Here is a 20,865-nt window from a genome sequence, read left to right as displayed (position 1 = left end):
GTGGACATAGAGCAGCTTGAGGATCGCCTCGCTCTCGTCGTCGGGCAGGCCCACGATGTGGGTGGTGTAGGACGGGTTGACGAAGATCAGCTTCCTCCCCGTCATCGGATGGGTGCGGACCACCGGATGGACCGAACGGTTGTACTTCCGGTCCAGGTCCGGGAAGAGCTTCTGATAGACCGGATTGGCGTCGTGAACCGCCTCCAGCCCCTCCAGATAGACCTTCATCCGCTCTGAGAGGCTGTCATAGGCGTGGTACATGGAGGCGAAGACCGTATCGCCGCCGCTGTCGGGCACGATGGGCATGTAGAGGATGGAGCCCAGGGGCGGCTCTGGATCGCAGGTCAGGTCCGAATGCCAGTTCTCGCCGGCCACGAACTTGGAGTCGGCGTCGGCATGAATGGCGACGATTTCCGGGTGGCCCTCGATGCCGGGGATGGCCGAATGGATGGCCAGGTCGCCGAACAGCCGGCCCAACGCCTTGTGGGCCTCGTGGTCCATGTGTTGGTCGCGGAAGAAGAGCACCTGATGCTCGGCCAGGGCCTCGCGCAACTCCACCGCCTGACGGTTGCTGAGCGGCCGCCCCAGATCGACGCCGAAGATCTCGGCGCCGATGCGGCGGGTGACGGGCTGAACCTGCAGAACTTCATAACCCATGGCTTTGATCCTCAGCCTTGCTGGCGAATGAACCGACCCTGCGCATAGACCAGCGGCGCGCCTGCGGCGGCGCGCACCCGAAGGCCCCGGCCGATCAGGATGTCGTGGTCCCCGGCGCGCTGAAGGGCGTGGAGACGACAGTCGATATTGGCCAGGGCCCCGCCGATCATGGGGGCGCCCAACAGGCCAGGCTCGATCACCACGTCGCGGAACCGATCGGTGGCGCCCGCGCCGGCGAACAGCCGGGCCAGGTCCTCCTGCCCCTCGGCCAGGATGTTGATGCAGAAATTGCCGGTGCGCCGCACCGCGGCCAGGGTGCGGCTCTTCTCGTCGAGGCACACCAGCAACAGCGGCGGATGCAGGGAAACCGACGAAAAGGCGCTGACCGTCGTGCCCACCGGGCGGCCCTCGTCCAGGGTGGTGACGATCACCACCCCGCTGGCGAAGGCGCCCATGGCCATCTTCCAGCCGGCCGGGTCCACCGGCTCGGCGGCGGTCGCCTCGTCCAGAACCACCGGGCCGCTCATGCCTCGTTCCCGAACGGATTGTCCCCATAGACCGGCGCCCGCTGGGCCCTGGCCTCGCCCTCTTGCGCACGGCCGCACACCGCCAGCGCCGTCAGCGCATAGACGAGCGCGCTGTCGGTCAGATCCTTGGGCGTCGGACGCCAGCGCTTGAAGCCGGTGGTGATGGCCGGAATCCGCTGCATGTTGAAGACGTTGTGGTCGCGCCACATGCTGGAATAGACCGGGGCCGCCCGCTGGACCGGATGGCCCAGGGACAGGCGCGTGGCCGCGTCCACCGCCCCCACCAGGGGGGCCACTTCGCCAGCGTCGGCCTCGAAGCCGTGGCGCACCACCACCGGCTCGATCTCCACCTCTCCCAGGCCCGCGGCGCGGACCATGCGCTCCAGCGAATGCTGAACCTCGGCGACCCGCTGGCGGGGGTTCAGTCCCACCTCCAGATAGAGGTTCACCAGCTCGGTGCCGGCCCCGAACGCATAGGGTATGCCCCCGCGCACGGCGGCGATCTGCGCCTTGGGGAGAGCCACGCCGCCCTGGCTTTCATAGGCGCTGTCGGCCTCGTACCGCCGGCTCCACTGGTGGATGGCGTCGGTCAGGGCGCCCAGGCGATAGATGGGATTGGGATGGTCGCCCGCCCGTTCCGGCTGGCTAAGCAGCGGGGTGAAAACCCCCTCCCCCCACAGGCGGATGCGGAAAACGACATAGCCGCAGCCCACCCAGGTCAGGCCGAAGTCGCACCCTTCCGCGGCGATGGCGTAGTCCGGCGCCACGCCCCCGTGGTGGAACAGGTAATGGGCGCCGATGTCCTTGCCCATATAGGCGACGCCCTTGTGCTCCTCGATGGGCTCAGGCCCGATCTCGCCGGGGCAAGCGGTCAGATAGAGCTTGCCGGCCAGGTCGTAGCCGGCCCGCTTCAAGGCCTTGGCCGCGATCAGGAAGCAGCTCATCGGCCCGCGGTCATTGGCGATGGGGTAGCCATAGAGCACCCCGTCCTCCAGCCAGCACTTCTCCCACTCCGGATTGTCGAGGGTCTCGGGCCGGTACTTGTAGGCGTCGAGGTCGGGGTTCCAGGTGGGGGCTTCGGTGTCCAGATGGGCGGTGAACAGCAGGTTCTTCCCCTCGCCCGCCCCGCCATAGGTTCCGATGATGTTGTTGCGTTCCGGCGTGGCGCCCACCCGGCGGGGGGAGAATCCCTCCTTTTTCATCCAGTCATGGACGAACTCGCCGGCGGCGAACTCATGGCCGGCGGGGCTGGGGATGTTGCCCAGGGCCAGGGCCAGCTCGACGATCTCGGTCTCATCGATGGCCGCGGCGATCCTCGCGCGATCGGCCTCGCTGACCCCGAAGGGCGCCTGGGCGCCCGGCAGTTGGAATCCGTCGGCCATTACGCGGCCCCTCTCCAGGCGTCGATGACCTGGTCGGTGTCCACCAGGATCGCGCAGTTCAGTTCCAGGGATTTCAGCGCCGCGGCGTGGACGTCCGGCTCGTAAGCCGCACAGGCGTCGGTGGCGATGAAGACGTGATAGTCCAGATGGAAGGCGTCGCGGACCGTGCAGTCCACACAGCATTCGGTGGTGAGGCCAGCCACCACCAGGGTGTCGGCGCCCAACCCCTTCAGCACCTCATGCAGGGGCGCGTCATGGAAGCCGCTGTAGCGGGCCTTCTCCACGACAGGATCTCCCGGCTGCGGCGTCGGGCCATAAAAATCAGAGCCGCGCTCGCCGGCCCGGCACAGGGCGGAGTCGTCGTCAGGATCCCCCCCTCGCCGCAGCATCCGCGCCTTCCAGGCCGGGGAGTCGGTCTCCGGCCGGGTGAAGAGGCCCACAAAGACCACCGGCGCCCCGGCCGCCCGGGCCGCCCGGGCCAGGGCCTGGGCCTTTTCCAGCGCCGGCGGCACGGCCGAGAGATCCACGCCCCACTGACCGATCCGGCCGTCCGGCGCGGCGAAATCCACCTGCATGTCGATGATGACCAGGGCGGTGCGCGCGGGCGCGATCCAGTCCGCCAGACCGCCGGCGGCCGAGGTCTGGGTGATCGCGTTCATGCGAAGGCCGATCGGAGGCCCGGCAGGATCTCTGCGCCGAACATCTTCAGGCCCTCCACATAGTCGGGGAAGATCAGCATCAGCCCGTCCAGCTGGGCGAACTCCACGAACTCCTGCACCTGCTCGGCGCAGGTGGCGGGCGAGCCCACCGCGGTGTGGGTCATGAAGGCGCCCTGCTGCTTGGCGACCACGTCCAGCTTGTCGGCCGGAACCCCCCAGCTGCGCAGCATCTCCAGGATGGCGCCCATGTCGGTCCCGGTCTTGTAGCGCTCCACCAGGGCCTCGGCGGCGGCGTCGGTCTCACCGTGGACGATGGTGCACATGGCGTAGGTCTTGATGGACTTGCCCATCTCCTCGGCGACCTTCTTGGCGCGCAGGCTGTTGTCGCGGCGCTCCTCGGCCGTGCGGCCGCCGATGAAGCAGATGTCGGCCTCGCGCACCGAGAACTGGAAGCCCCGGTCGGACTGGCCGGCGCAGATCAGCTCCGGCCGGGGCCGCGACACCGGCTTGGGGCTCGACTGGGCGTCCTTCATGGTGAAGAAGCGGCCCTGGTGATCGACGGAGTCCTCCTTCCAGAGGCGCTTGACGATGGCGGTCCACTCCTCGGTCAGAGCGTAGCGCGCGTCGTGATCGAGGCTGTCGTCCCACATGCCCATCTGGTCGAACTCGGCCCGGTAGGCGCCGGCCACGATGTTCAGCCCGGCGCGGCCGCCGCTGATGTGGTCGAGGGTGGAGATCATCTTGGCGGTGACCGCCGGGTTCTGCAGCAGCGGATGGACGGTGGCCCAGATCTTCACATTACGGGTCGCCTCGGCGATGCCCGCCATCATGGTCACCGACTCCAGCGAGGAGCCCCAGTGGTTGGTCTCGCCGCCGAACCCGCGCCACTTGCCCATGGACATGACGAAGTCCATGCCGACCTCGTCGGCGGCCACCGCCGCGGCCCGGTTCTGGGCCCAGAGGTCGTTCAGCGGCGGCGAGGTCTTGGAGATGATCCAGCCGCCATTGGCGACCGGCAGGAAGACGCCGAATTCCTTGTTCGAGGAGGGCTTCTGATACATGGGGTTCAAGCCTCAGACAGGGTCATTGACCAGGCCGGCCGTCGTGGCGGACGGGGCCGATTGAACAGATTTCATTTGCGGCGGGCGCATGAAGAGGGCGGCGACGAAAACGCCCGCGGCCACCAGGCCGAAGAGCTGGAAGGTCGGGGAGAAGCTGCCCAGCATGTCGCGCAGCGATCCGCCGATCAGCGGGCCGAGCGCCGAGACCGCCCCCACCAGGCAGACCGTGGAGAAGATCTCCAGATTGTGCTTCCGGCCGAAGTAGTTGAGCAGCAGGATGGTCACGGCCAGGGCCGTCAGGCCGAAACCGACGCCGGTGCCGAGCGCGTAGATCAGCATGAGCGCCATGCTGTCGGCGACGCTGAGCGCCATGGAGCCGGCCCCCAGGGCGCCGACCGCGAAGATCAGCAGCCACTTGGGATCGATCCGGTCGCCGATGAAACCGCCGCCCAGGCGGGCGGCCGTGGCCATCAACCCCTCGACGCTGAGCATGCCGGCCGCGATGCCGGCGGCCACGCCGCGCTCGGTGAGATGGGCCACCGAGAGGCTCGAGACCGTCACCCCGCTGAGCAGATGGACGAAGTAGGCCGCCACCAGGATGTAGAACTGCGGCGTGGCCATGGCCTGGCGCAGGGTCCAGTCCTGGACCGTGCGATAGACGGCCAGGGGCGCCGGCGATGGCGCGGCGGCCGCGGCCTCGGCGTCAGCCTTCACCGCCGCGTCGATCCGCTCAGACGAGGACTTCAGCCAGGCGCTGCTGGGGATCAGCATGGCGCAAACCACCCCGATGACCAGGGCGGCCGCCGCCTGCAAAGCCCAGAACGGCCGCCAGGCGCCGCCGGTTAGCTCCATGACGCCCAGAGCCATCATCGGTCCGGCCACGCCGCCCAGACCGCCCAGGGTGAAATAGAGGCCGAAGGCCATGGCCCGCTTCTGAAACACCGCGGCCAGCACGTGGGTGCCGGGGATCAGCGCCATGAGCTGATAGGCGACCCCGCAGAGCGCGGTCCCCAGGAAGTAGATCCAGACGCTCTGCGTCACATAGAGGCAGACAAAGCCCAGGGCCATGACCACCGTCCCCAGCAGCAGGGCCGCGCGCACCCCGAAGCGTCGAATGACCATGGGCGGAAACCAGGCCGACCCGCCGCAGCAGGCGCCCAGCAGGGTGAAGCCCAGCCCGGCCTGGGCCCAGCTCCACTGCTGGTCGGCGACCATGGCGGGCAGGACGACGCCCAGGGACGAGAAGGTCGCGCCTGAGATCAGGAACAGCAGCAGGCTGAACACGCCCAGCAGTATCCAGGGACGCCATTTTGAACCGGGCATCGAAGGCTCCTTGCCTCAAACTCGGCCAGTGGCCGCCGCCCCGTGCGGGAGCGGCGGCGGCTGGAGAACTAGAACGACCGCTTCAGGCTCACCCGCCACTCGCGCCCCTTGCCCGGCAGGGCCGCCAGGTTGGCGTAGGAGTCGGCGGCGGGCGTGAAGAACAGCTCGTCGAACAGATTGTCGATGTTCAGGGACGCCTGGTAGGGGCCGCGCTGGTAGAACATCGACAGGCTGGCGGTGGTGTACTCCGGATAGACGATGGGGTTTTCCACCGTCTGAGCCGTCGAGCTCACATAGGTCGCCCCGGCCGTGGCCCCCCATTGGCCCCAGCTGTACTCGTCGCTGGTATAGCTGCCATACAGGCTGAGCACGGTGCGGGGGATCAGGGTGTAGGCATAGTCGCCACCCCGGCCCGGCAGGCTCGAGAAGGCCCAGACCACATAGGTGCCGCCAAAGGCGTTCACCGGGTCCACGCCGGTCACATAATAGGGGATATAGGCGAAGCTGTTGTCCGGCCCCTTCACCGTGGTCCGCTGGGTGTTGCCGGCGAAGGTGAAGGACAGGTTCTCCGTGGCCAGGTAACGGACTTCGAGCTCGACCCCCTTGGAGCGGTTGCCCCGGACCGTGGGGTTGGGCCCGCCGGTGAGCTGGGTGCGGTTCTGGCGGTAGGCGGCCAGCGAGCCCACCAGCGTGCCCTGGGCCAGCTGGAACTTCACCCCGGCTTCGGCCAGGTCGGAGTCCGACAGCCAGGACTGGTTGGCGATCAGCGAGGGGGCGATGTCGCCGGCCTGGCTCATCTCCAGGGCCGCGGCCTCCGCATAGGTGATGTAGGGCATCAGGCCGAAATCGAACTGATAGCTGAGCGAAGCGGTATAGGTGCCTTTGCCCTGGCCGTCCTTCAGATGGCCCGCCGGCTGATAGCTCACCAGGCCCGTGTCCTCGGCCTCGACCTTGTAGTCGTCATAGCGGCCGCCCAGCATCAGGTTCAGCCGGTCGCCGATGAAGATGTCGGTGGTGATGAACACGCCGGCCTGGCTCCAGGTCGACTGGTTGTCGTTCTCCCACTGCAGACCATAGGACTCCACCGAGAAGGGATCATCGATGATGTCGGTGGGCGTGGCGCCGAAGGCGATGTCCCGGCGGTCCAGGGCGATCAGGCCCGAATTGTAGCTCTCCTTCCGGTTCCCGTCGAACTTGCGATAGGAGGCGCCCACGAAGGACTTGGATGTGATGAAGCCCACATCATAGTCGAAGTCATAGGTGACCCGCGCCTCGCCCACCCAGGAGTCGAAGAAGGCCGGATAACCGTAGGAAACAAAACGCTTATTCTTCAGCTCGTCATAGAACAGCTGGAACTTCAGCGCCGAGCCGTTGTCGAAGTCGCGGATCAGGTCGAAATAGCCGGTCTTGGTCCAGCTGTTCGAGAAGTCGGCATCGCTGATATAGACCGTCCGGGGGTCGAGCTTGACCGTCCCCACCCCGGTGTCGAGGGTGTGCCGGGCGCTGCTGCTGGGAAAGCCGTAATAGGCGATGTAGAGCGCTGAATTATAGGGATAAAACCCGATCTCGTTCGGCGTCAGCTTGCCGTCGCCGTTGACGTCCGTCAGGCTCGTGTCGCGGCCGGTGATATAGGTCTGATTGTCGATCAGATCCTGGGTCAGGCGGTTCCAGCCGGGCGTCTGCACATCGCCGTCCGAATGGTAGGCCATGCCCCCGAAGGCCGTGCGCCAGCCGCCGCCCAGTTCGAAGTCCACCGAGGCCTGCAGGATCTCGCGCCGGGGCGAGATGCCCCGGTAGAAGCTGTCGGAATTTTCCGCCTGGGCGTAGAGATGCAGGCCCCCTTCGGTGGTCCCGAAGTTGAGCGGAATGGCGATCTGGCCGCTGACCTCCTTGCGGCCGTAGGAGCCCACGGTGAACTCCGCCTCGCCGCCCACCTCGGACACATATTCGCCTTCGGCGCGCCCGGACTTGGGAATGAAGTTGAGCATGCCGCCCACCTTCCCAGCCCCGTAGATGGGGGTCGGCGGCCCGCGCACCACCTCGATCTGGGCGGCGTTGGCGATGGGCGTCGAATAGGTGCCTCGGTTCTCCACGCGCTTGAAGCCGCGGAAGTAGTTCTCCGCCAGGGTGCCGCGAATGTTCAGCGCGCCAGGCACACCGTAGAAGCTGGCCGTATAGGTCCCCGGTGAGACCGCGGTCAGATCGTCGATGGACTGGATGCCATAGCGTTCCAGGGTGATGTCGCTGGCGAAGCTCGCCGAGCGCGGCGTCTCGATCAGCGGCTTGTCCAAGCCAAAGACGCTGTTGCTGGGGTCCTTTTCCAAGAGCCCCGTCTTGTCGCGGGCGGTCACCACCACCTCATCGACCATGCCGACCTGGTCGTCGGCGAGCACGGCGCCGGAACTCGCAATCAGTGCGGACAGGGAGGCGCCCGCAGCCCAGAGAAGTTTCTTTGACATATCGCCCTCTTCGGAGACCGCGAACCCTCCGCCGAATGGCGGCTATCCCCGCATCCGTCGGCCTCTGAATGTCAAGGCTGGCGGCCCGTGGGCCCGCCGTCAAAATGTCATGTGAAATTTCAGTGGGAATGTCAGAGGCGCCCGCCAGTCATTCAAAATCGCGGGACGGGCGCCCAAATCTGAACCGCAGCCGCGGGGAAAACCGCACGCTCCGGTCGAGTTATCCAGATACACGCTCGACGCGCGCATCCTCCTCAGGGCGGCCGCTCAGGGTCCGCTGGACGGTCTGGGGCATGGCGCCCAGCACCAGCATCATGGCCGAGCGGGCGCCTTCAACGTCACGCGCGGCGATGGCCCGAGCGATGGCCCGGTGCTGACAGATGTCGGTCAGACGCTCTTCTTCGGTGGCCGTGCCCATGGAAAAGACCCAGAAGCGCGCAGCCTTGTGCTGGAGCGGAATGAGGATGCGGGCCAGGGCGGCGTTGCGGCTGGCCTGGGCGATCAGCCCGTGAAAGCGGTGGTCCATGGCCACCAGCGCCCGGTGGTCCTCATCGCGGATGGCGCGTTCGGCGTCATCGAAGGCCGACCCGATCTGGGCGATCTCGGCCAGGGTGGCGTTGCGGGCGGCCATGGCCGCACAGTGGGGCTCGATGAGGGCCCTGGCCTCATAACCTTCGCGGAGGTCCACAAGGTCGAGGGGGGAAACCGTGGTGCCGGCCCGGGCGCGCCGAACCACCATGCCTTCCAGCGCCAGGCGCCCCAGGGCGTCGCGAACGCCCGCCAGGCCGGAGCCGTAGCGGCGCGTCAGCGCCTGCTCGTCCAGGCGCGCGCCGGGGGGCAGTTCGCCCAGGACGATGTCGAGCAGCAACTGCTCATAGACCCGCGCCTTCTGCAGTTCCGGCGACCACTGCCCGCCCGCGGCCAGGGAAACCTGGCCCTGCGCATGAATTGCGTCCCTGGTCTCCGTCACGCCTGTTCTCCTCCAAGCGCCAGTCCCGTCGGACCCCGCCCTCTTGACCGTGCGGCGTCTCATGCGCCGCTAGGCATGAGGTCTAGTCTGAAATGTCAGACGCAGCCAGGGGGGCGGCGCATCTGTCACAGAATGCGGCAGGCCTCGTCGAACGCCAGACGGGGATTTCGGGGATAGACGCCCTCCGGCTTGCCATGGCCCAGAGCCATCAGAAAGTTGGAGCGCCAGGACGTGCCGGCGAAGAAGGCGGCGTCCACGCCGGCCTTGTCGAAGCCCGACATGGGGCCGCAGTCCAGCCCCAACGCCCGGGCGGCGAACAGCAGATAGGCGCCCTGGAGGCTGGAGTTCCGGAAGGCCGTCTCCTCGGCCACCGCCGGGGCGGCGAACCAGTGACGGGCGCTCTGATCATGGGGGAACAGGGTCGGCAGCTGGGCGGCGAACTCCATGTCGTGGGCGATGATCACGCACACGGGCGCCGTCAAGGTCTTGGCGCGGTTGCCCGACGACAGATGCGGCGCCAGCTTCTCGCGGGCCTCCGGGGTGGTCACGAACACGAAGCGCCCCGGACAACAGTTGGCCGAGGTGGGCCCCCACTTCACCAGATCATAGAGACGGTGCAGCGTCGCCTCGGAGACCGGCTCGTCGGACCAGGCGTTCTGGGTCCGGGCCTCGGTGAAAAGCTGGCCTAGGGCGGCAGGGGACAGTTCGGACACGAAAGCTCCTGAATCGGTGTCGGCGTCACAACGCCCTCCTGTGCCCCAGGCTGGAACGCCTGACCATCCGGCTTGCACATTTCGAGTAACATTTCAGTTCAGCGCCTATTCCCTGGGCGCGCATCCGGCGAGGGGCGCATCGGGTCTGGACAGGCATGGCCGCGCCGTCGGCGGCGGATAAGGGTCGCGGCGTTCGAGCCCAAGGAGTTCCTGTGCCCTATCCCAACACCCTGATCTTCGTCGATCTGGCCGCGGAAGACCCCGCGGCCGCCGGCCGGTTCTATGCCGAAGTCTTCGGCTGGCGGGACGATCCCCGACCCGAGGGCCTCTACCACCGCATGGTGCCCGGGGAAGAGTTCCGCAATCCCGATGGCAGCCCCAGCCAGATCGGCAATCTGCATCTGGGCATCTTCAAGGCCGCCAACGCCCGGCCGCATCCGCATCCGGACGGTGTCGAGCCCCGGCAGGTGGCCACAGAGGGGCGCAAGGCGCGGGTCTGGATCCTGATCAGCGACGATGACGCCGCCGACCGCATCCTCTCGGCCGCCATCGAACGTGGCGCCAGCCTCCTGTGGCGGGATCACTATTGGGCCGAGTTCAACGGCTACAATCACGCCTTCCGCGACCCGTGGGGCAACGAGATCGTCCTCTGGGGCAAGGCCGGTCCGCAACCAGCCATTCCCGAGAGCTTCACCCGCGAGTAAGGCGGACGGGCCGCGGCGGCGTCAGCCGCCGCGCTTGCCGAACATCTTCAGGCCGCCCGTGGCGAAGAAGCCGATCAGGCAGACCACGAACAACAGGCCGGCGATGAAGCGTATCGCCTCGATCATCAGGCCCACGATCGCCGCAGCGATCATGACCAACAGAAAAATCCCGGCCCACTTCAACATTCCAGCGTCTCCAAGCTTAAGCTTCCCCAACGCCTCAGCGGCGGAAGCCGTTCCTGAGGACACGCCTCAATGCAGGGTGACGCCTGGCGCCACGCCGCCCGCTGCCGTCAGCGGCCCTGCCTCGACAGGCCCGCCGATCCGCGCCGGCAGGTCCAGCCCCTCGTGGCGCAGCACCATGTTCAGGGCGCGGGCGAAGATCGCCACGGGTTCGGGCTGGATCACCAGCGGCCGAAGCAGGGCGCGCGCCAGGCTCATGTCCACGCGGGCCACGCCACACGCGACCACCAGCCGCTGCTCATCAAGGCCATAGGCCGCGCAACCCGGGCAGCGCACCTCCAACGGCCGTAAGGTCTGGCGCTCAAGGCCCTCCATGAGGGCGACGAAGATGGCCCCGGCTCGGTCGTTGACCCGCCGGGCCACCATGTCGCGCACCGGACCCTGCGGCTCGGCGCCGCCCAGCCGCAAGCTGACCCAAATCCGCAACCCTGCCAGCAACAGCTGCTCGCCCTCGGTCAGTCGATCGGCCTGACCCTCTGTTGGTCGATTGGACCAGTTCGCATCGTCCGCCACGGGCCGCTCCATAAGTGCGAGTCATTCGCAATAGCGATAGGGCCTGCATCCCTTGCGGTCAATCCTCGGCGCCACCAGATCGCGCGCTTTGCGTTGTTGGGATAAGCTGCGCCGCAAACCACCGGAGACCTCATGAGCCCCCTACGCCGACGCGTTCTCGCCGTCACCGCCGCCGTGGCGGCCCCCGTGCTGGGTCTGGCCGCCTGTTCCTACAATCCGGAGCTGGGCCGCCAGCAGGTGATGCTGGTCGACCCCGGCGCCCTGTCCCAACAGGGGGCTCAGGCCTGGGCCCAGATGAAACAGACCCAGCGGGTCTCCTCTGACGCCGCTCAGAACGCCCGCGTGCGCCGGGTGGGCGAGCGGATCGTGGCGGCGTCCGGCCTTCAACAGCAGGGCTGGGAGTACGCCGTCTTCGTGGACAATTCGATCAACGCCTTCGTGCTGCCCGGCGGCAAGGTCGGCGTAACCACCGGCATGCTCAGCTTCATGCGCAACGACGACGAGCTGGCCGCCGTCCTCGGCCATGAGGTGGCCCACGTCATGGCCAACCATGCCGCCGAGCGCTACTCCCAGAGCGCCCTGGCCCAGGTGGGCGCAGGCCTGGTGGGCGCGGTCACCCAGAGCGCCGAGAGCGGGGTGGCCCAGGCCCTGGGCCAGTATGCCGGCCCGGCCCTGCAGGTGGCGGTGCTGATGCCCTATTCCCGCCGCCACGAGCTTGAGGCCGACCGCATCGGCCTTGATCTGATGGTCCGTGCGGGCTTCAGCGCCCGCCAGGGGGTGGAGCTGTGGCGGCGCATGGCCGCGCGCGGCGGTTCGGCCACACCGGAAATTCTCTCCACCCACCCCTCGGACGCCGCGCGCGTCCAGCAGCTCGACGCCTATATCGCCGCGCGCGGCTATAGCTGAGGCTCAGACCTCGGCCGATCCGCCGTCACAGGGGATGGTGGCGCCCGTGGTGTAGGCCGAGGCCCGGCTGCCCAGGAAGATGGCCACGCCGGCGATATCCTCCGGCTGGCCGATCCGTCCGCGGGGGTTGTTCTTGGCGATGGCGTCCCCGGCCTGGGCCAGAGTCGCGGCCATCATTTTCGACGGGAAGGGTCCGGGCGCGATGGCGTTGACCAGGATGTGCTCGGGCGCCAGCCGCTTGGCCAGGTGCCGGGTCAGCATGATGCAGCCCGCCTTGGAGGTGGAATAGGCGTAGGTCTCAAGCGCCGGCGGCTCGATACCGTTGACCGAGGCGATGTTGATCACGCGGGCCGGCTCATCGGCGCCGGCGGCGGCCCGCAGCAGGGGCAGCAGCTTCTGGGTCAGGAAGAAGATGGACTTGACGTTCAGGTCCACGGTCTTGTCCCAGCCATCCTCCGGATATTCGTCGATGGGCGCGCCCCAGGTGGCGCCGGCGTTGTTGACCAGCACGTCCAGGCGACTCTCGCGTTCTTTGACCGCGTCCGCCAGGCCTTCGATCCCGCCCATGGAGCCCAGGTCGAAGGGCAGCGAGATGCAGGTCCCGTATTCCGACAGCTCCTCAGCCACCCGGTCGCACACCTCGGCCTTGCGCGAGGAGATATAGACCTTGGCGCCGTTCTCCACATAGCCGCGGGCGATCATCTCGCCGATGCCCCGGCTGCCGCCGGTGATGAGGACGACCTTGCCCTCGACGCTGAACAGGTTCTTCAAAATGCTCTCCTGAAATGACCGGTCGCCGCAGCGCCCGGGGTCAACCAATGCGGCTGGACATGCCCCCGTCCACGGGGAGAAGCACGCCGGTGACGAAGCGGCTCTCATCGCAGGCCAGGAACAGGGCGGCATAGGCGGTGTCCCAGGCCGTGCCCATCTGGCCGCCCAGGGGCACGCGGGCGCTGCGGGCGTCGCGTACGGCCTGGGGGGTCTGGCCGGTGGCCCGCGCAATGCCGTCCACCGCCATGGGGGTGTCCATCAGCCCGGGCAGGACGGCGTTGCAGCGCACGCCATACTTGGCGTTGGCCTGGGCGACGCTGGTGGTCAGGCGGTTCATCGCCGCCTTCGACACCTCATAGGCCACCTGATTGCCGCCCGCGATGGAGGCCAGGGACGAGATGTTGACGATGGCGCCGCCGCCGGCCTCGCGCATGACGGGAATGGCGGCCTTGCTGGTGAGCCAGGCCCCCTTGAGGTTCACCGTCAGAATGCGGTCGAAGGCCTTCTCCTCCACCAGGTGCGCCGGGCCGTCGCCGCCGCCGATTCCCACATTGTTGACCAGCACGTCCAGCCCGCCGAGCTTGTCGAGCGCCTCCTCCACAGCCGCCTGCGCCCCTGAGGCCTGAGAGATGTCGGCCGCCAGCCAGGCGGCGGAACCGCCCTCCCCTTCGATCATCGCGGCGGTTTCCTGCGCCCGTTCGCCCACCCGGTCCACGCAGAGGACGCGCGCGCCCTCGCGGGCGAAAAGCAGGGCCATGGCCCGGCCGTTGCCGATGGTCTCTCCCGGCGACTGGCCCGCGCCGCAGACCAGAGCGGCCTTTCCCTCCAGGCGGCCCATCAGAAGGCCTTCAGGTCGGGATCGAGGGTCTGGCCCTCGTCCAGCTGAACCCCGAAGCTGTTCAGCATCATGGAGACCTGGGTGTACTGGCCCGCGGTGAAGACCAGATCCATCTTCTGCTTGTCGCTGAAGTGCTCCGACAGGGCCTGCCAAGTGGGCTCTGTGATGAACTGGTCGTGGTGCAGCTCGTCCGTGGCGCGGATCAGGGCGCCGTCCGCCGCGCTCCAGCCCGGGGCGTCGGCTCCGACCTTGATGCGGGCCACCTCCTCGTCGGTGAGGCCGGCCTGTTTGCCGATGGGCACATGCTGGGTCCACTCATAGCCCGACCGGCAGAGGAAACCGATGCGCAGGATCACGATCTCGCGCTCCCGCGCCGGCAGGCCGTTGCGACGGGACAGGATGTAGTTCCCCCACCCCATGAAGCCCTTCATGGCCTTGGGCTCCCGCGCCAGGGTGCGGAAGATGTTGATCACCCGCCCGCGCTGCGCCATGGGCGCCAGCAGCTCCTTCTGGTCGGCGTCCAGTTCGCCGTCGGCCAGGGGCGCGATTCGGGGCTTGGTCAGACGCATCTTGTTCCTCCTGGTGGCGCGCGCAGGCGTTGCAGCGCGGATTCTAGGGTCCGGTCTGCGGGGCTCCCCGCCCCTTAAGCCACAGTCATCGTCGGCGCGACCTGGCCGGTCAACCGCCCAGTTCAGCCCGGCTCAGGCGCCGGCCTTGGCGGCGGGGGTCTCGGCCGGCGCCGGAATGCCCGGCGCGGCGGTGGCCGCGGTCGCCTTGCGGCTGATGGCCAGACCGATCAGCGTGGGGATCAGTATGCCGGGCAGGCCCTCATAGACCTGGTCCTGCCAACCCATCATCCGCCACCCCAGGGCCAGGCCGACCCCGCCCAGCATCAGGGCGATGGCGGCCGGCTGGGTCAGCCGGCGTCCGAGGGCCTGGACGATCATCAGCGGCCCGAAGGCGCAGGCGAGCGTCGACCAGGCCAGGATCACCAGGCTGAATACGCTGCGCGACTCGCCCAGGGCGAACATCAGGGCCAGCAGGGTCACCCCGGCGGTCACCGCCTTCATGATCCAGGGCTTCTGGATACGCCCGCCCGCCAGATCGCTGGTGATGGCCGCCGAGCACGCCAGGACCAGGGAGTCAGCCGTGGACATGGTGGCCGCGAAGATGCCCGCCAGGATCACCCCCACCAGGGCCGCCGGCAGCAGCTCCACCGCCATGGTGGGCAGGGCCAGTTCCGGGTCCAGCGCGCCCAGGTCGGGGAGGTAGAGCCGCGACATCATCCCCACCCCGGTGGCCAGGGCGTAGAAGAGGGTGAAATAGCCGTAGTACCAGCCCCGCGCCGCGGCCATGTCCTGCGGGGCGTTCAGGGCCATGAAGCGGACCATGACGTGCGGCTGACCGATGACGCTTAGCCCTGCGAACATCCAGCCCACCACAAAGAGCGCCATTCCCAGGAAGCCGGGAAACAGCAGATCGTCGGGAAACAGATTCAGGAAGCCGGGAATGGCCGCCATCTCTCCATAGGTGGCGTCGAGCCCGCCGCGGCCCGTGACCGCCACCACCAGCAGCAGGGTCATGGCGAAGACCATCACCAGGGACTGGGCCGCATCGGTCCAGATCGAGGCGCGGATGCCGCCCACCGCGCTGTAGGCGAGGATCAGGGCTGCGGAGATGATCGCGCCGGTCTGCGGGGTCCAGCCCAGAACCCCCTGCAGGGCCTTGCCGCCGGCGGCGATCTGGGCGGCGGCGTAGGCGCCGAGGAAGAGGACGGCGATGACCGCGGCGATCTTGCGCCACAGGCCGAAGTCCTGCCCCGACCACTTGGCAACCACCGCGGCGAAGGACACCTGTCCCGAGGCCTCGGTGACCTCGCGCAGACGGCGGTGAATGAACAGCGAGGCCAGGAAGTCCCCCAGGATCCAGCCGATCATCAGCCAGATGGCCGCCAGGCCCGTGGCGTAGGTGAAGCCGATCACCCCGATGAACATGTAGCCGGAATTGTTGGTCGCCACGGCCGACAGCCCGGCCATGGCCGGATGCACGCTGCTGCTCGCCAGATAGTAGTCCTTCTTCGACGCCTGGGCCTTTCGGACGGACGCCAGGCCGATGGCGACGAAGGCCGCCAGGCAGAGCAGAAAGACGATCATCGTCATGACGCCCCTCCTTCTGAGATTGTGAAAATCAACAAATGAAAGGCCCGCGGCGTTGCCGCCGCGGGCTGGAAAGACGGCTCAGGCGGCGCTGAGCAGGGACCTGGCCTGCGACTGGTCCTGTTCCACCAGGCGCTTATGAAGGGCGGCGACGGCCCGGGCGTAGTCGGCCTCGGCGACGGCGAACTGGATGTCCACCCGGCGCGACAGCTGTTGCAGGGCCAGGATCTCCACGCCTGCCTCCACCAGGGCCAGGGTCGCCTGGCTCGTCAGGCCGGGCAGGTTCAGGTCCGAGCCGATGGCCGCCACGATGGCCACCTTCTGGGTGGAGATGGCGGCGTTGGGGAACCGCTCCTCCAGGTCGGCGATGACCCGCTTCACCTGCTTGGGATTGGCGTCCAGGTGGTGGGTGATGGTGTTGGCGTTGGACGCCTTGGAGACGATCCGCACCTTGTGGCGGGCCAGCACCTCCAGAATGCCGGCGTCATATCCCTTCACCCCCACCATGTCCTGTTCCAGCAGTTCGAGGGCGGTGACGCCCTTCATGCCGGCGATGATCTCCACCCGCGGGGTTTCGGACACGAACTCGCCGCAGATTGAGGTGCCCTGATCCTCGGGCTCGAAGGTGTTCTTGACGATCAGCGGGATGCCCGCATGACGCAGGCCGCGGGCCGCCCGGGGGTGGATGGCTTCCATGCCCAGATTGGCCAGCTGGTCGGCCACGTCATAATTGGTGCGGCCGATCTTGCGCACGGCCTGGGTCCCGACGAGGTTGGGGTCGGCGCTGGAGAGGTGGAACTCCTTGTGGATGATGGCCTCGCGGGCGCCGGTCAGCACTGCGATGCGGCTGAACACCACTTCGCTGTAGCCGCGACCGAACTCGCGCATGAGCCCGTCCTTCCGCTGACCAAAGCCCGTGACGATGGGCAGCTCGCGGCGCAGGTCCACGTCTTCGAAAGCGTCCTGAATCCGTTCGTCGAGGGTCAGGGGCCGCTTGTCGTCCCAGGCGGTCAGATCGACGAACCGGGCGTTCACGCCCCGGCTCTTGAGTTCCAGGGTCAGGTTGAAAGCGCTGTGCGCCTCCCCGAGAGAGGCCAGCATCTCCCGCACCGCGCCCAGCTGGGTGTCCAGGCGGAAATGGCCATGGGCGCACAGGTGCTGGAGATCGGTGAGCGCCGAGCGGGCGTCGGCGATCCGGGCCAGGATGAAGGCGTCGGCCGCTTCACGTTCGGGCCGTCCGGCGAAGCGGTCGGCGTTGATCGCGGTCATGGCGCCCTGCAGCCGGTCCAGGGAGTCCTGCCAGGCGGAGGTTTCCTGCGCCGAGGCCGCCGCGAACAGGGCGAAGACCCCAGGTTCGCCGGTCTTCTTGTGCTCCAGCAGGTGGTTTGTGATCCCCGCATAGGCCGAGACCACGAAGATGCGCCGGTAAAGGGCCTCGCCCTGGCGGTCGGCGATCAGGATGTTGCCCAGCACCGCATCGGTGTTGGAGATCGAGGTGCCCCCGATCTTCTCGACGGTATGACCCTGCATCAGGCGGCCCTCATCTGTTGGGCGAGGTTGCCGCGCACAGGGGCCAGGCGCTCCACATGCTGGCGTGCGGCGATGAATTCCGGGCGCGGCGCCTTGGCGCCGAAGGGCGCGGCGAGCTGGTTGGCCCACGCGTTATAGACCATGAAGGCGTTGGCCCGCGGGAACGGGGTGATGTTGCCGTTGGAGCCGTGCATGGTGTTGCAGTCGAAGATGACCACCGAGCCGGCCGGTCCCGTGGGCGAGGCGATGCCGTGGCGCTCGGCCAGCCGCGTCAGGCTGTCGCGGTCGGGCACGCCATACTCCTGCTTGCGCAGGGATTGCTTGTAGTGGTCCTCCGGCGTCTCGCCGACGCAGGTGACATAGGTCCGCTGCGAGCCGGGCATCAGCATCAGCGGCCCGTTGAACTCGAAATTGTCCACCAGCTGGACGGAGATCGAGATGGCCCGCATGCGCGGCATGCCGTCTTCTGTGTGCCAGGTCTCGAAATCGGAGTGCCAGTAGAACTCCTTGCCGTCGAAGCCGGGCTTATAGTTCAGGCGCGACTGGTGGATGTAGACCTCGTCGCCCAGGATATGTCGCGCCACGGCCACAAGCCGCTCATCGGCGGCGAGGCGTCCGATGAGCGCGCTCTGGCGATGGACGGCGAAGATCGAGCGCAGGGCGCCCGAGGCCGGTTCGGCGACGATGGTCTCGGCCGCGATGCTCGCCGGCATGGACCGCAGCCGGTTCATCTCCGCCTGCAGGGCGGCGATCTCGTCGGCCTCGAACACGTTCTGAAGCACCAGGAAGCCGTCGCGGTCGAAGGCTTCGTGCTGGTCCTGGCTGAGCGGGGATTCGGAATGCCAGGGCGAGTGGACCACGGGGTCCTTGCGCTCCAGCCACTGGGGCTGGCCGGCGACCCGCGAGGGGTAATGATCGGTCATGAGGGGTTCCTCCTGCCTCTTGAGACGCCGCCAGGCCGCCATCTGGCGCCGGCGCGACATCTCCAGGTCACGGTTGAGGGGACGGCGCGGGCGGACCCTGCGCGACGCGCCTCTAGACGGTCTCGGCTTCCAGCGGGTAGGCGCCGGATGCGTCGTGGACCTCCAGCCCGTTCAGGGGGGGATTGAACACGCAGGCCATCTTCATCTCGGTCTTGCCGCGCAGGATGTGCTTGTCGTGCTTGTCCAGCGCATACATCACGCCGGGCCGGATGGCGTGCACCTCGCCGGTGGCCAGGTCCTCGATCGAGCCCTCGCCGGAGATGCAGTAAACCGACTCCAGATGGTTCTGGTAATGCATCGGCAGTTCCGCGCCCGCATAGATGGTCGTGATGTGGAACGAGAAGCCCATCTGGTCATCCTTGAGCAGGAGGCGGGTGCTCTCCCAGCCCTTGGTGACCACCCGGCGGCGGGTCTGATTGGCGTCTTCAAGGTCGCGAACGATCATGTCTTGAACTCCTTCAGGCCGCCGAGCCGAGCGCCCGGCGCCCGACCACTTCGGCCATGCTGTCAGCGAGAATTTCGAGGCCGGCGTCCAGGTCGGCGTCGGAGATGTTGAGCGGCGCCAGCACCTTGAGGATCTGGTCGTGGGCGCCGCTGGTCTCGATGATCAGGCCGCGCCGGAAGGCCTCATCGACCACGGGATCGGAAATCTCGGCCGAGCCCACGTCCAGGCCGCGCATCATGCCCCGGCCCTTCACGCCCTTGACCACGCCGCGGTGTTTCAGGGCGATCTCCTGCAGGCCCTTGCGCAGCCGCTCGCCCTGACGCCGCACATCGGCCTCGAAGGCGTCGTCGGACCAGAAGGTGTCGATGGCCGCCTTGGCCGTGACGAAGGCGTGGCAGTTGCCCCGGAAGGTGCCGTTGTGCTCGCCGGGCTTCCACTGGTCGAATTCGGGCTTCACCAGCACCAGGGCCATGGGCAGGCCCATGCCCGAGAGGGACTTGGCCATGGTGACGATGTCGGGGTTCAGCCCCATGCCTTCGAACGAGAAGAAGCTGCCCGTCCGGCCGCAGCCGGCCTGGATGTCGTCGATGATGAAGAGGGCGCCGTGCTTGCGGGCGATCTTCTCCACCTTCTGCAGCCATTCGGCGGAGGCGACGTTCAGCCCGCCCTCACCTTGCACGGCCTCCACGATGATGGCCGCGGGCGCGTCCACGCCGCCGGAGGGGTCGCTGAGCATCTTGTCCAGCTGGGCGGCAGTGTCGACGCCCTCGCCGAAATAGCCGTCATAGGGCATGCGGGTGACGCCGTTCAGGGGCGTATGCGCGCCGCTCCGGTGGTGACGGTTGCCGGTGGCCGCCAGCGCGCCCAGGGTCACCCCATGGAAGCCGTTGGTGAAGGCGATGACATTGGTCCGACCGGTCACCTTGCGCGACAGCTTCAGCGCCGCCTCGACGGCGTTGGCGCCGGTGGGGCCGGTGAACTGGGCCAGATAGGTCATGCCCCGGGGCTTGAGGATCTTGGCCTCCAGCGCCTCCAGGAACTCCGCCTTGGCGCGGGAATGCATGTCCAGGCTGTGGGTGACGCCGTTGTGCTCGATATAGTCCAGCAGCGCCTGCTTCATGGCCGGATGGTTGTGGCCGTAGTTCAGCACCGAGCAGCCGGTGAGAAAGTCGATATAGCCCCGGCCATCCTTGTCGAACTGCCACGCGCCCTCGGCGCGCTCGAACACCGCCGGGAAGCTGCGGGAATAGGAGCGGACCTTGGATTCCATCCGCTCGAAGGTGGCGAAGGCGCGCGGGGTCTGCGCCGGGGTCTCTGCGTCGTACATGGTCATCCCTCCCGTTGGGTTGGGTCAGTGAACAGGGTCGGCCTGGCGGGCCCCTCGAAGGGGCCGATGGTGACGAGGTGCTCCGGCGCGTGGCCGGCCGCGAGGTGCACGCCCCCCAGGAACCAGGGGTGGTCCTCCATCGGGGCGCCCAGGTCCTTGGCCAGGCTCCGGAACAGACCCCATGAGGGGGGGTTGTCCGGGGTGATGGTGGTCTTGATGATCCGCGCGCCCTTGGCCGCCGGGCGCCGAAGCAGGTGGGCGATCATCCGCTTGCCCAGGCCAAGCCCGCGGGCCTCCTGCGCCACGGCCACCTGCCAGATGAACAGGACGTCGGGCTCGGCCGGCGGGACGTGGCCCGACACCCAGCCCACAAGCCGATCCCCGCGTCGCACCGCCACACAGGTGTCGGCGAAGTGCGTGCACTGGATCAGGTTGAAATAGACCGAGTTCTGGTCGAGCGGCGGACAGGCGGCGACCAGGGCGTGAACCCATGGACCGTCCTCGGCGACCGGCGCCGAAAAGTCCAAATCCCGCCCCGAGCCGTCCTCGATCACCGGCCCAGCACCGGCTTTCGACTGATAGCTCTCCAATTTCATGGCCGTTATTTCGTTCGTCTATCGAATGATGTCAACCCCAACTGCCCAGCCAATACGCAGATCACGGCCGACAGTTCCGTGATTTCGTCCATTTTTCGCGCA

At 67.7% G+C, this 20,865-nt stretch carries 22 protein-coding genes; 2 read left to right on the top strand and 20 right to left on the bottom strand.

The window, feature by feature from the left end; genetic code table 11:
* The 9 genes from V7D28_RS00965 to V7D28_RS00925 form a co-directional block, all read right to left on the bottom strand.
* On the bottom strand, positions 1–657 hold a 657-nt coding region (locus tag V7D28_RS00965; RefSeq protein WP_333585477.1), incomplete at its 3' end, for a TauD/TfdA dioxygenase family protein.
* Positions 658–668: 11 nt separating this feature from the next.
* Positions 669–1,184 (bottom strand): flavin reductase family protein, encoded by a 516-nt coding sequence (locus V7D28_RS00960; RefSeq protein ID WP_333585476.1) that lies wholly within the window; start codon positions 1,182–1,184, stop codon positions 669–671.
* Positions 1,181–2,566, bottom strand: coding sequence for a peptidase M20 (locus V7D28_RS00955; protein ID WP_333585475.1), 1,386 nt, complete (start codon positions 2,564–2,566; stop codon positions 1,181–1,183). The genes V7D28_RS00960 and V7D28_RS00955 overlap by 4 nt, the downstream gene beginning before the upstream one ends.
* Complete coding sequence (locus V7D28_RS00950; protein ID WP_333585474.1) at positions 2,566–3,225, bottom strand: cysteine hydrolase family protein; 660 nt, start codon at positions 3,223–3,225, stop codon at positions 2,566–2,568. The genes V7D28_RS00955 and V7D28_RS00950 overlap by 1 nt, the downstream gene beginning before the upstream one ends.
* The gene (locus tag V7D28_RS00945; RefSeq protein WP_333585473.1) at positions 3,222–4,286 is read right to left on the bottom strand and encodes an LLM class flavin-dependent oxidoreductase; all 1,065 of its coding nucleotides are present in this window, start codon (positions 4,284–4,286) and stop codon (positions 3,222–3,224) included. Before V7D28_RS00945 ends, V7D28_RS00950 begins: the two co-directional genes overlap by 4 nt.
* A 12-nt stretch (positions 4,287–4,298) precedes the next feature.
* Complete coding sequence (locus V7D28_RS00940; RefSeq protein ID WP_333585472.1) at positions 4,299–5,609, bottom strand: MFS transporter; 1,311 nt, start codon at positions 5,607–5,609, stop codon at positions 4,299–4,301.
* Between the two features lie 68 nt (positions 5,610–5,677).
* Positions 5,678–8,068, bottom strand: coding sequence for a TonB-dependent siderophore receptor (locus V7D28_RS00935; protein WP_333585471.1), 2,391 nt, complete (start codon positions 8,066–8,068; stop codon positions 5,678–5,680).
* A 220-nt stretch (positions 8,069–8,288) separates the two neighbouring features.
* Positions 8,289–9,017 (bottom strand): GntR family transcriptional regulator, encoded by a 729-nt coding sequence (locus V7D28_RS00930; protein WP_333585480.1) that lies wholly within the window; start codon positions 9,015–9,017, stop codon positions 8,289–8,291.
* 146 nt (positions 9,018–9,163) lie between these two features.
* On the bottom strand, positions 9,164–9,751 hold the full coding sequence (locus V7D28_RS00925) for a malonic semialdehyde reductase (RefSeq protein ID WP_333585470.1): 588 nt from the start codon (positions 9,749–9,751) through the stop codon (positions 9,164–9,166).
* Positions 9,752–9,963: 212 nt separating this feature from the next.
* Between V7D28_RS00925 and V7D28_RS00920 the strand changes: the two genes are divergently transcribed.
* Complete coding sequence (locus V7D28_RS00920; RefSeq protein WP_333585469.1) at positions 9,964–10,455, top strand: VOC family protein; 492 nt, start codon at positions 9,964–9,966, stop codon at positions 10,453–10,455.
* A 21-nt stretch (positions 10,456–10,476) separates the two neighbouring features.
* Here V7D28_RS00920 and V7D28_RS00915 read toward each other — a convergent pair whose 3' ends face one another.
* Together V7D28_RS00915 and V7D28_RS00910 are read right to left on the bottom strand one after the other, a co-directional pair.
* Complete coding sequence (locus tag V7D28_RS00915; protein ID WP_333585468.1) at positions 10,477–10,641, bottom strand: hypothetical protein; 165 nt, start codon at positions 10,639–10,641, stop codon at positions 10,477–10,479.
* A gap of 66 nt (positions 10,642–10,707) precedes the next feature.
* The gene (locus tag V7D28_RS00910; protein ID WP_333585467.1) at positions 10,708–11,211 is read right to left on the bottom strand and encodes a hypothetical protein; all 504 of its coding nucleotides are present in this window, start codon (positions 11,209–11,211) and stop codon (positions 10,708–10,710) included.
* Between the two features lie 132 nt (positions 11,212–11,343).
* Here V7D28_RS00910 and V7D28_RS00905 point away from each other — a divergent pair, with 132 nt between their 5' ends.
* Positions 11,344–12,117, top strand: a complete 774-nt coding sequence (locus V7D28_RS00905) for a M48 family metallopeptidase (RefSeq protein ID WP_333585466.1) — start codon at positions 11,344–11,346, stop codon at positions 12,115–12,117.
* Positions 12,118–12,120: 3 nt separating this feature from the next.
* On the opposite strand, the gene V7D28_RS00900 is transcribed toward V7D28_RS00905, so the two are convergent.
* The 9 genes from V7D28_RS00900 to ectA form a co-directional block, all read right to left on the bottom strand.
* Positions 12,121–12,888 carry an SDR family oxidoreductase gene (locus V7D28_RS00900; protein WP_333585465.1) on the bottom strand — a complete coding sequence of 256 codons (768 nt, stop codon included), beginning with the start codon at positions 12,886–12,888 and terminating at the stop codon, positions 12,121–12,123.
* Between the two features lie 40 nt (positions 12,889–12,928).
* Entirely contained in the window at positions 12,929–13,726 is a 798-nt protein-coding gene (locus V7D28_RS00895) for an SDR family NAD(P)-dependent oxidoreductase (protein WP_333585464.1), read from the bottom strand.
* Positions 13,726–14,295 carry a carboxymuconolactone decarboxylase family protein gene (locus tag V7D28_RS00890; protein ID WP_333585463.1) on the bottom strand — a complete coding sequence of 190 codons (570 nt, stop codon included), beginning with the start codon at positions 14,293–14,295 and terminating at the stop codon, positions 13,726–13,728. Before V7D28_RS00890 ends, V7D28_RS00895 begins: the two co-directional genes overlap by 1 nt.
* Positions 14,296–14,427: 132 nt before the next feature.
* On the bottom strand, positions 14,428–15,885 hold the full coding sequence (locus tag V7D28_RS00885; protein WP_333585462.1) for a sodium/proline symporter: 1,458 nt from the start codon (positions 15,883–15,885) through the stop codon (positions 14,428–14,430).
* A 78-nt stretch (positions 15,886–15,963) separates the two neighbouring features.
* Positions 15,964–17,412 carry an aspartate kinase gene (locus V7D28_RS00880; protein WP_333585461.1) on the bottom strand — a complete coding sequence of 483 codons (1,449 nt, stop codon included), beginning with the start codon at positions 17,410–17,412 and terminating at the stop codon, positions 15,964–15,966.
* Positions 17,412–18,335: an ectoine hydroxylase gene (gene thpD, locus V7D28_RS00875; RefSeq protein ID WP_333585460.1), complete on the bottom strand. Its 924-nt coding sequence runs from the start codon at positions 18,333–18,335 to the stop codon at positions 17,412–17,414. Before thpD ends, V7D28_RS00880 begins: the two co-directional genes overlap by 1 nt.
* A gap of 112 nt (positions 18,336–18,447) precedes the next feature.
* Entirely contained in the window at positions 18,448–18,840 is a 393-nt protein-coding gene (locus V7D28_RS00870; protein ID WP_333585459.1) for an ectoine synthase, read from the bottom strand.
* A 13-nt stretch (positions 18,841–18,853) separates the two neighbouring features.
* Positions 18,854–20,167: a diaminobutyrate--2-oxoglutarate transaminase gene (ectB, locus tag V7D28_RS00865; RefSeq protein ID WP_333585458.1), complete on the bottom strand. Its 1,314-nt coding sequence runs from the start codon at positions 20,165–20,167 to the stop codon at positions 18,854–18,856.
* 2 nt (positions 20,168–20,169) lie between these two features.
* Complete coding sequence (gene ectA / locus V7D28_RS00860; protein ID WP_333585457.1) at positions 20,170–20,763, bottom strand: diaminobutyrate acetyltransferase; 594 nt, start codon at positions 20,761–20,763, stop codon at positions 20,170–20,172.
* Positions 20,764–20,865: the final 102 nt, after the last annotated feature.

The organism is Phenylobacterium sp. (assembly GCF_036723115.1).
GTDB lineage: Bacteria > Pseudomonadota > Alphaproteobacteria > Caulobacterales > Caulobacteraceae > Phenylobacterium.
This window is presented reverse-complemented; position numbering and strand designations above follow the sequence as displayed.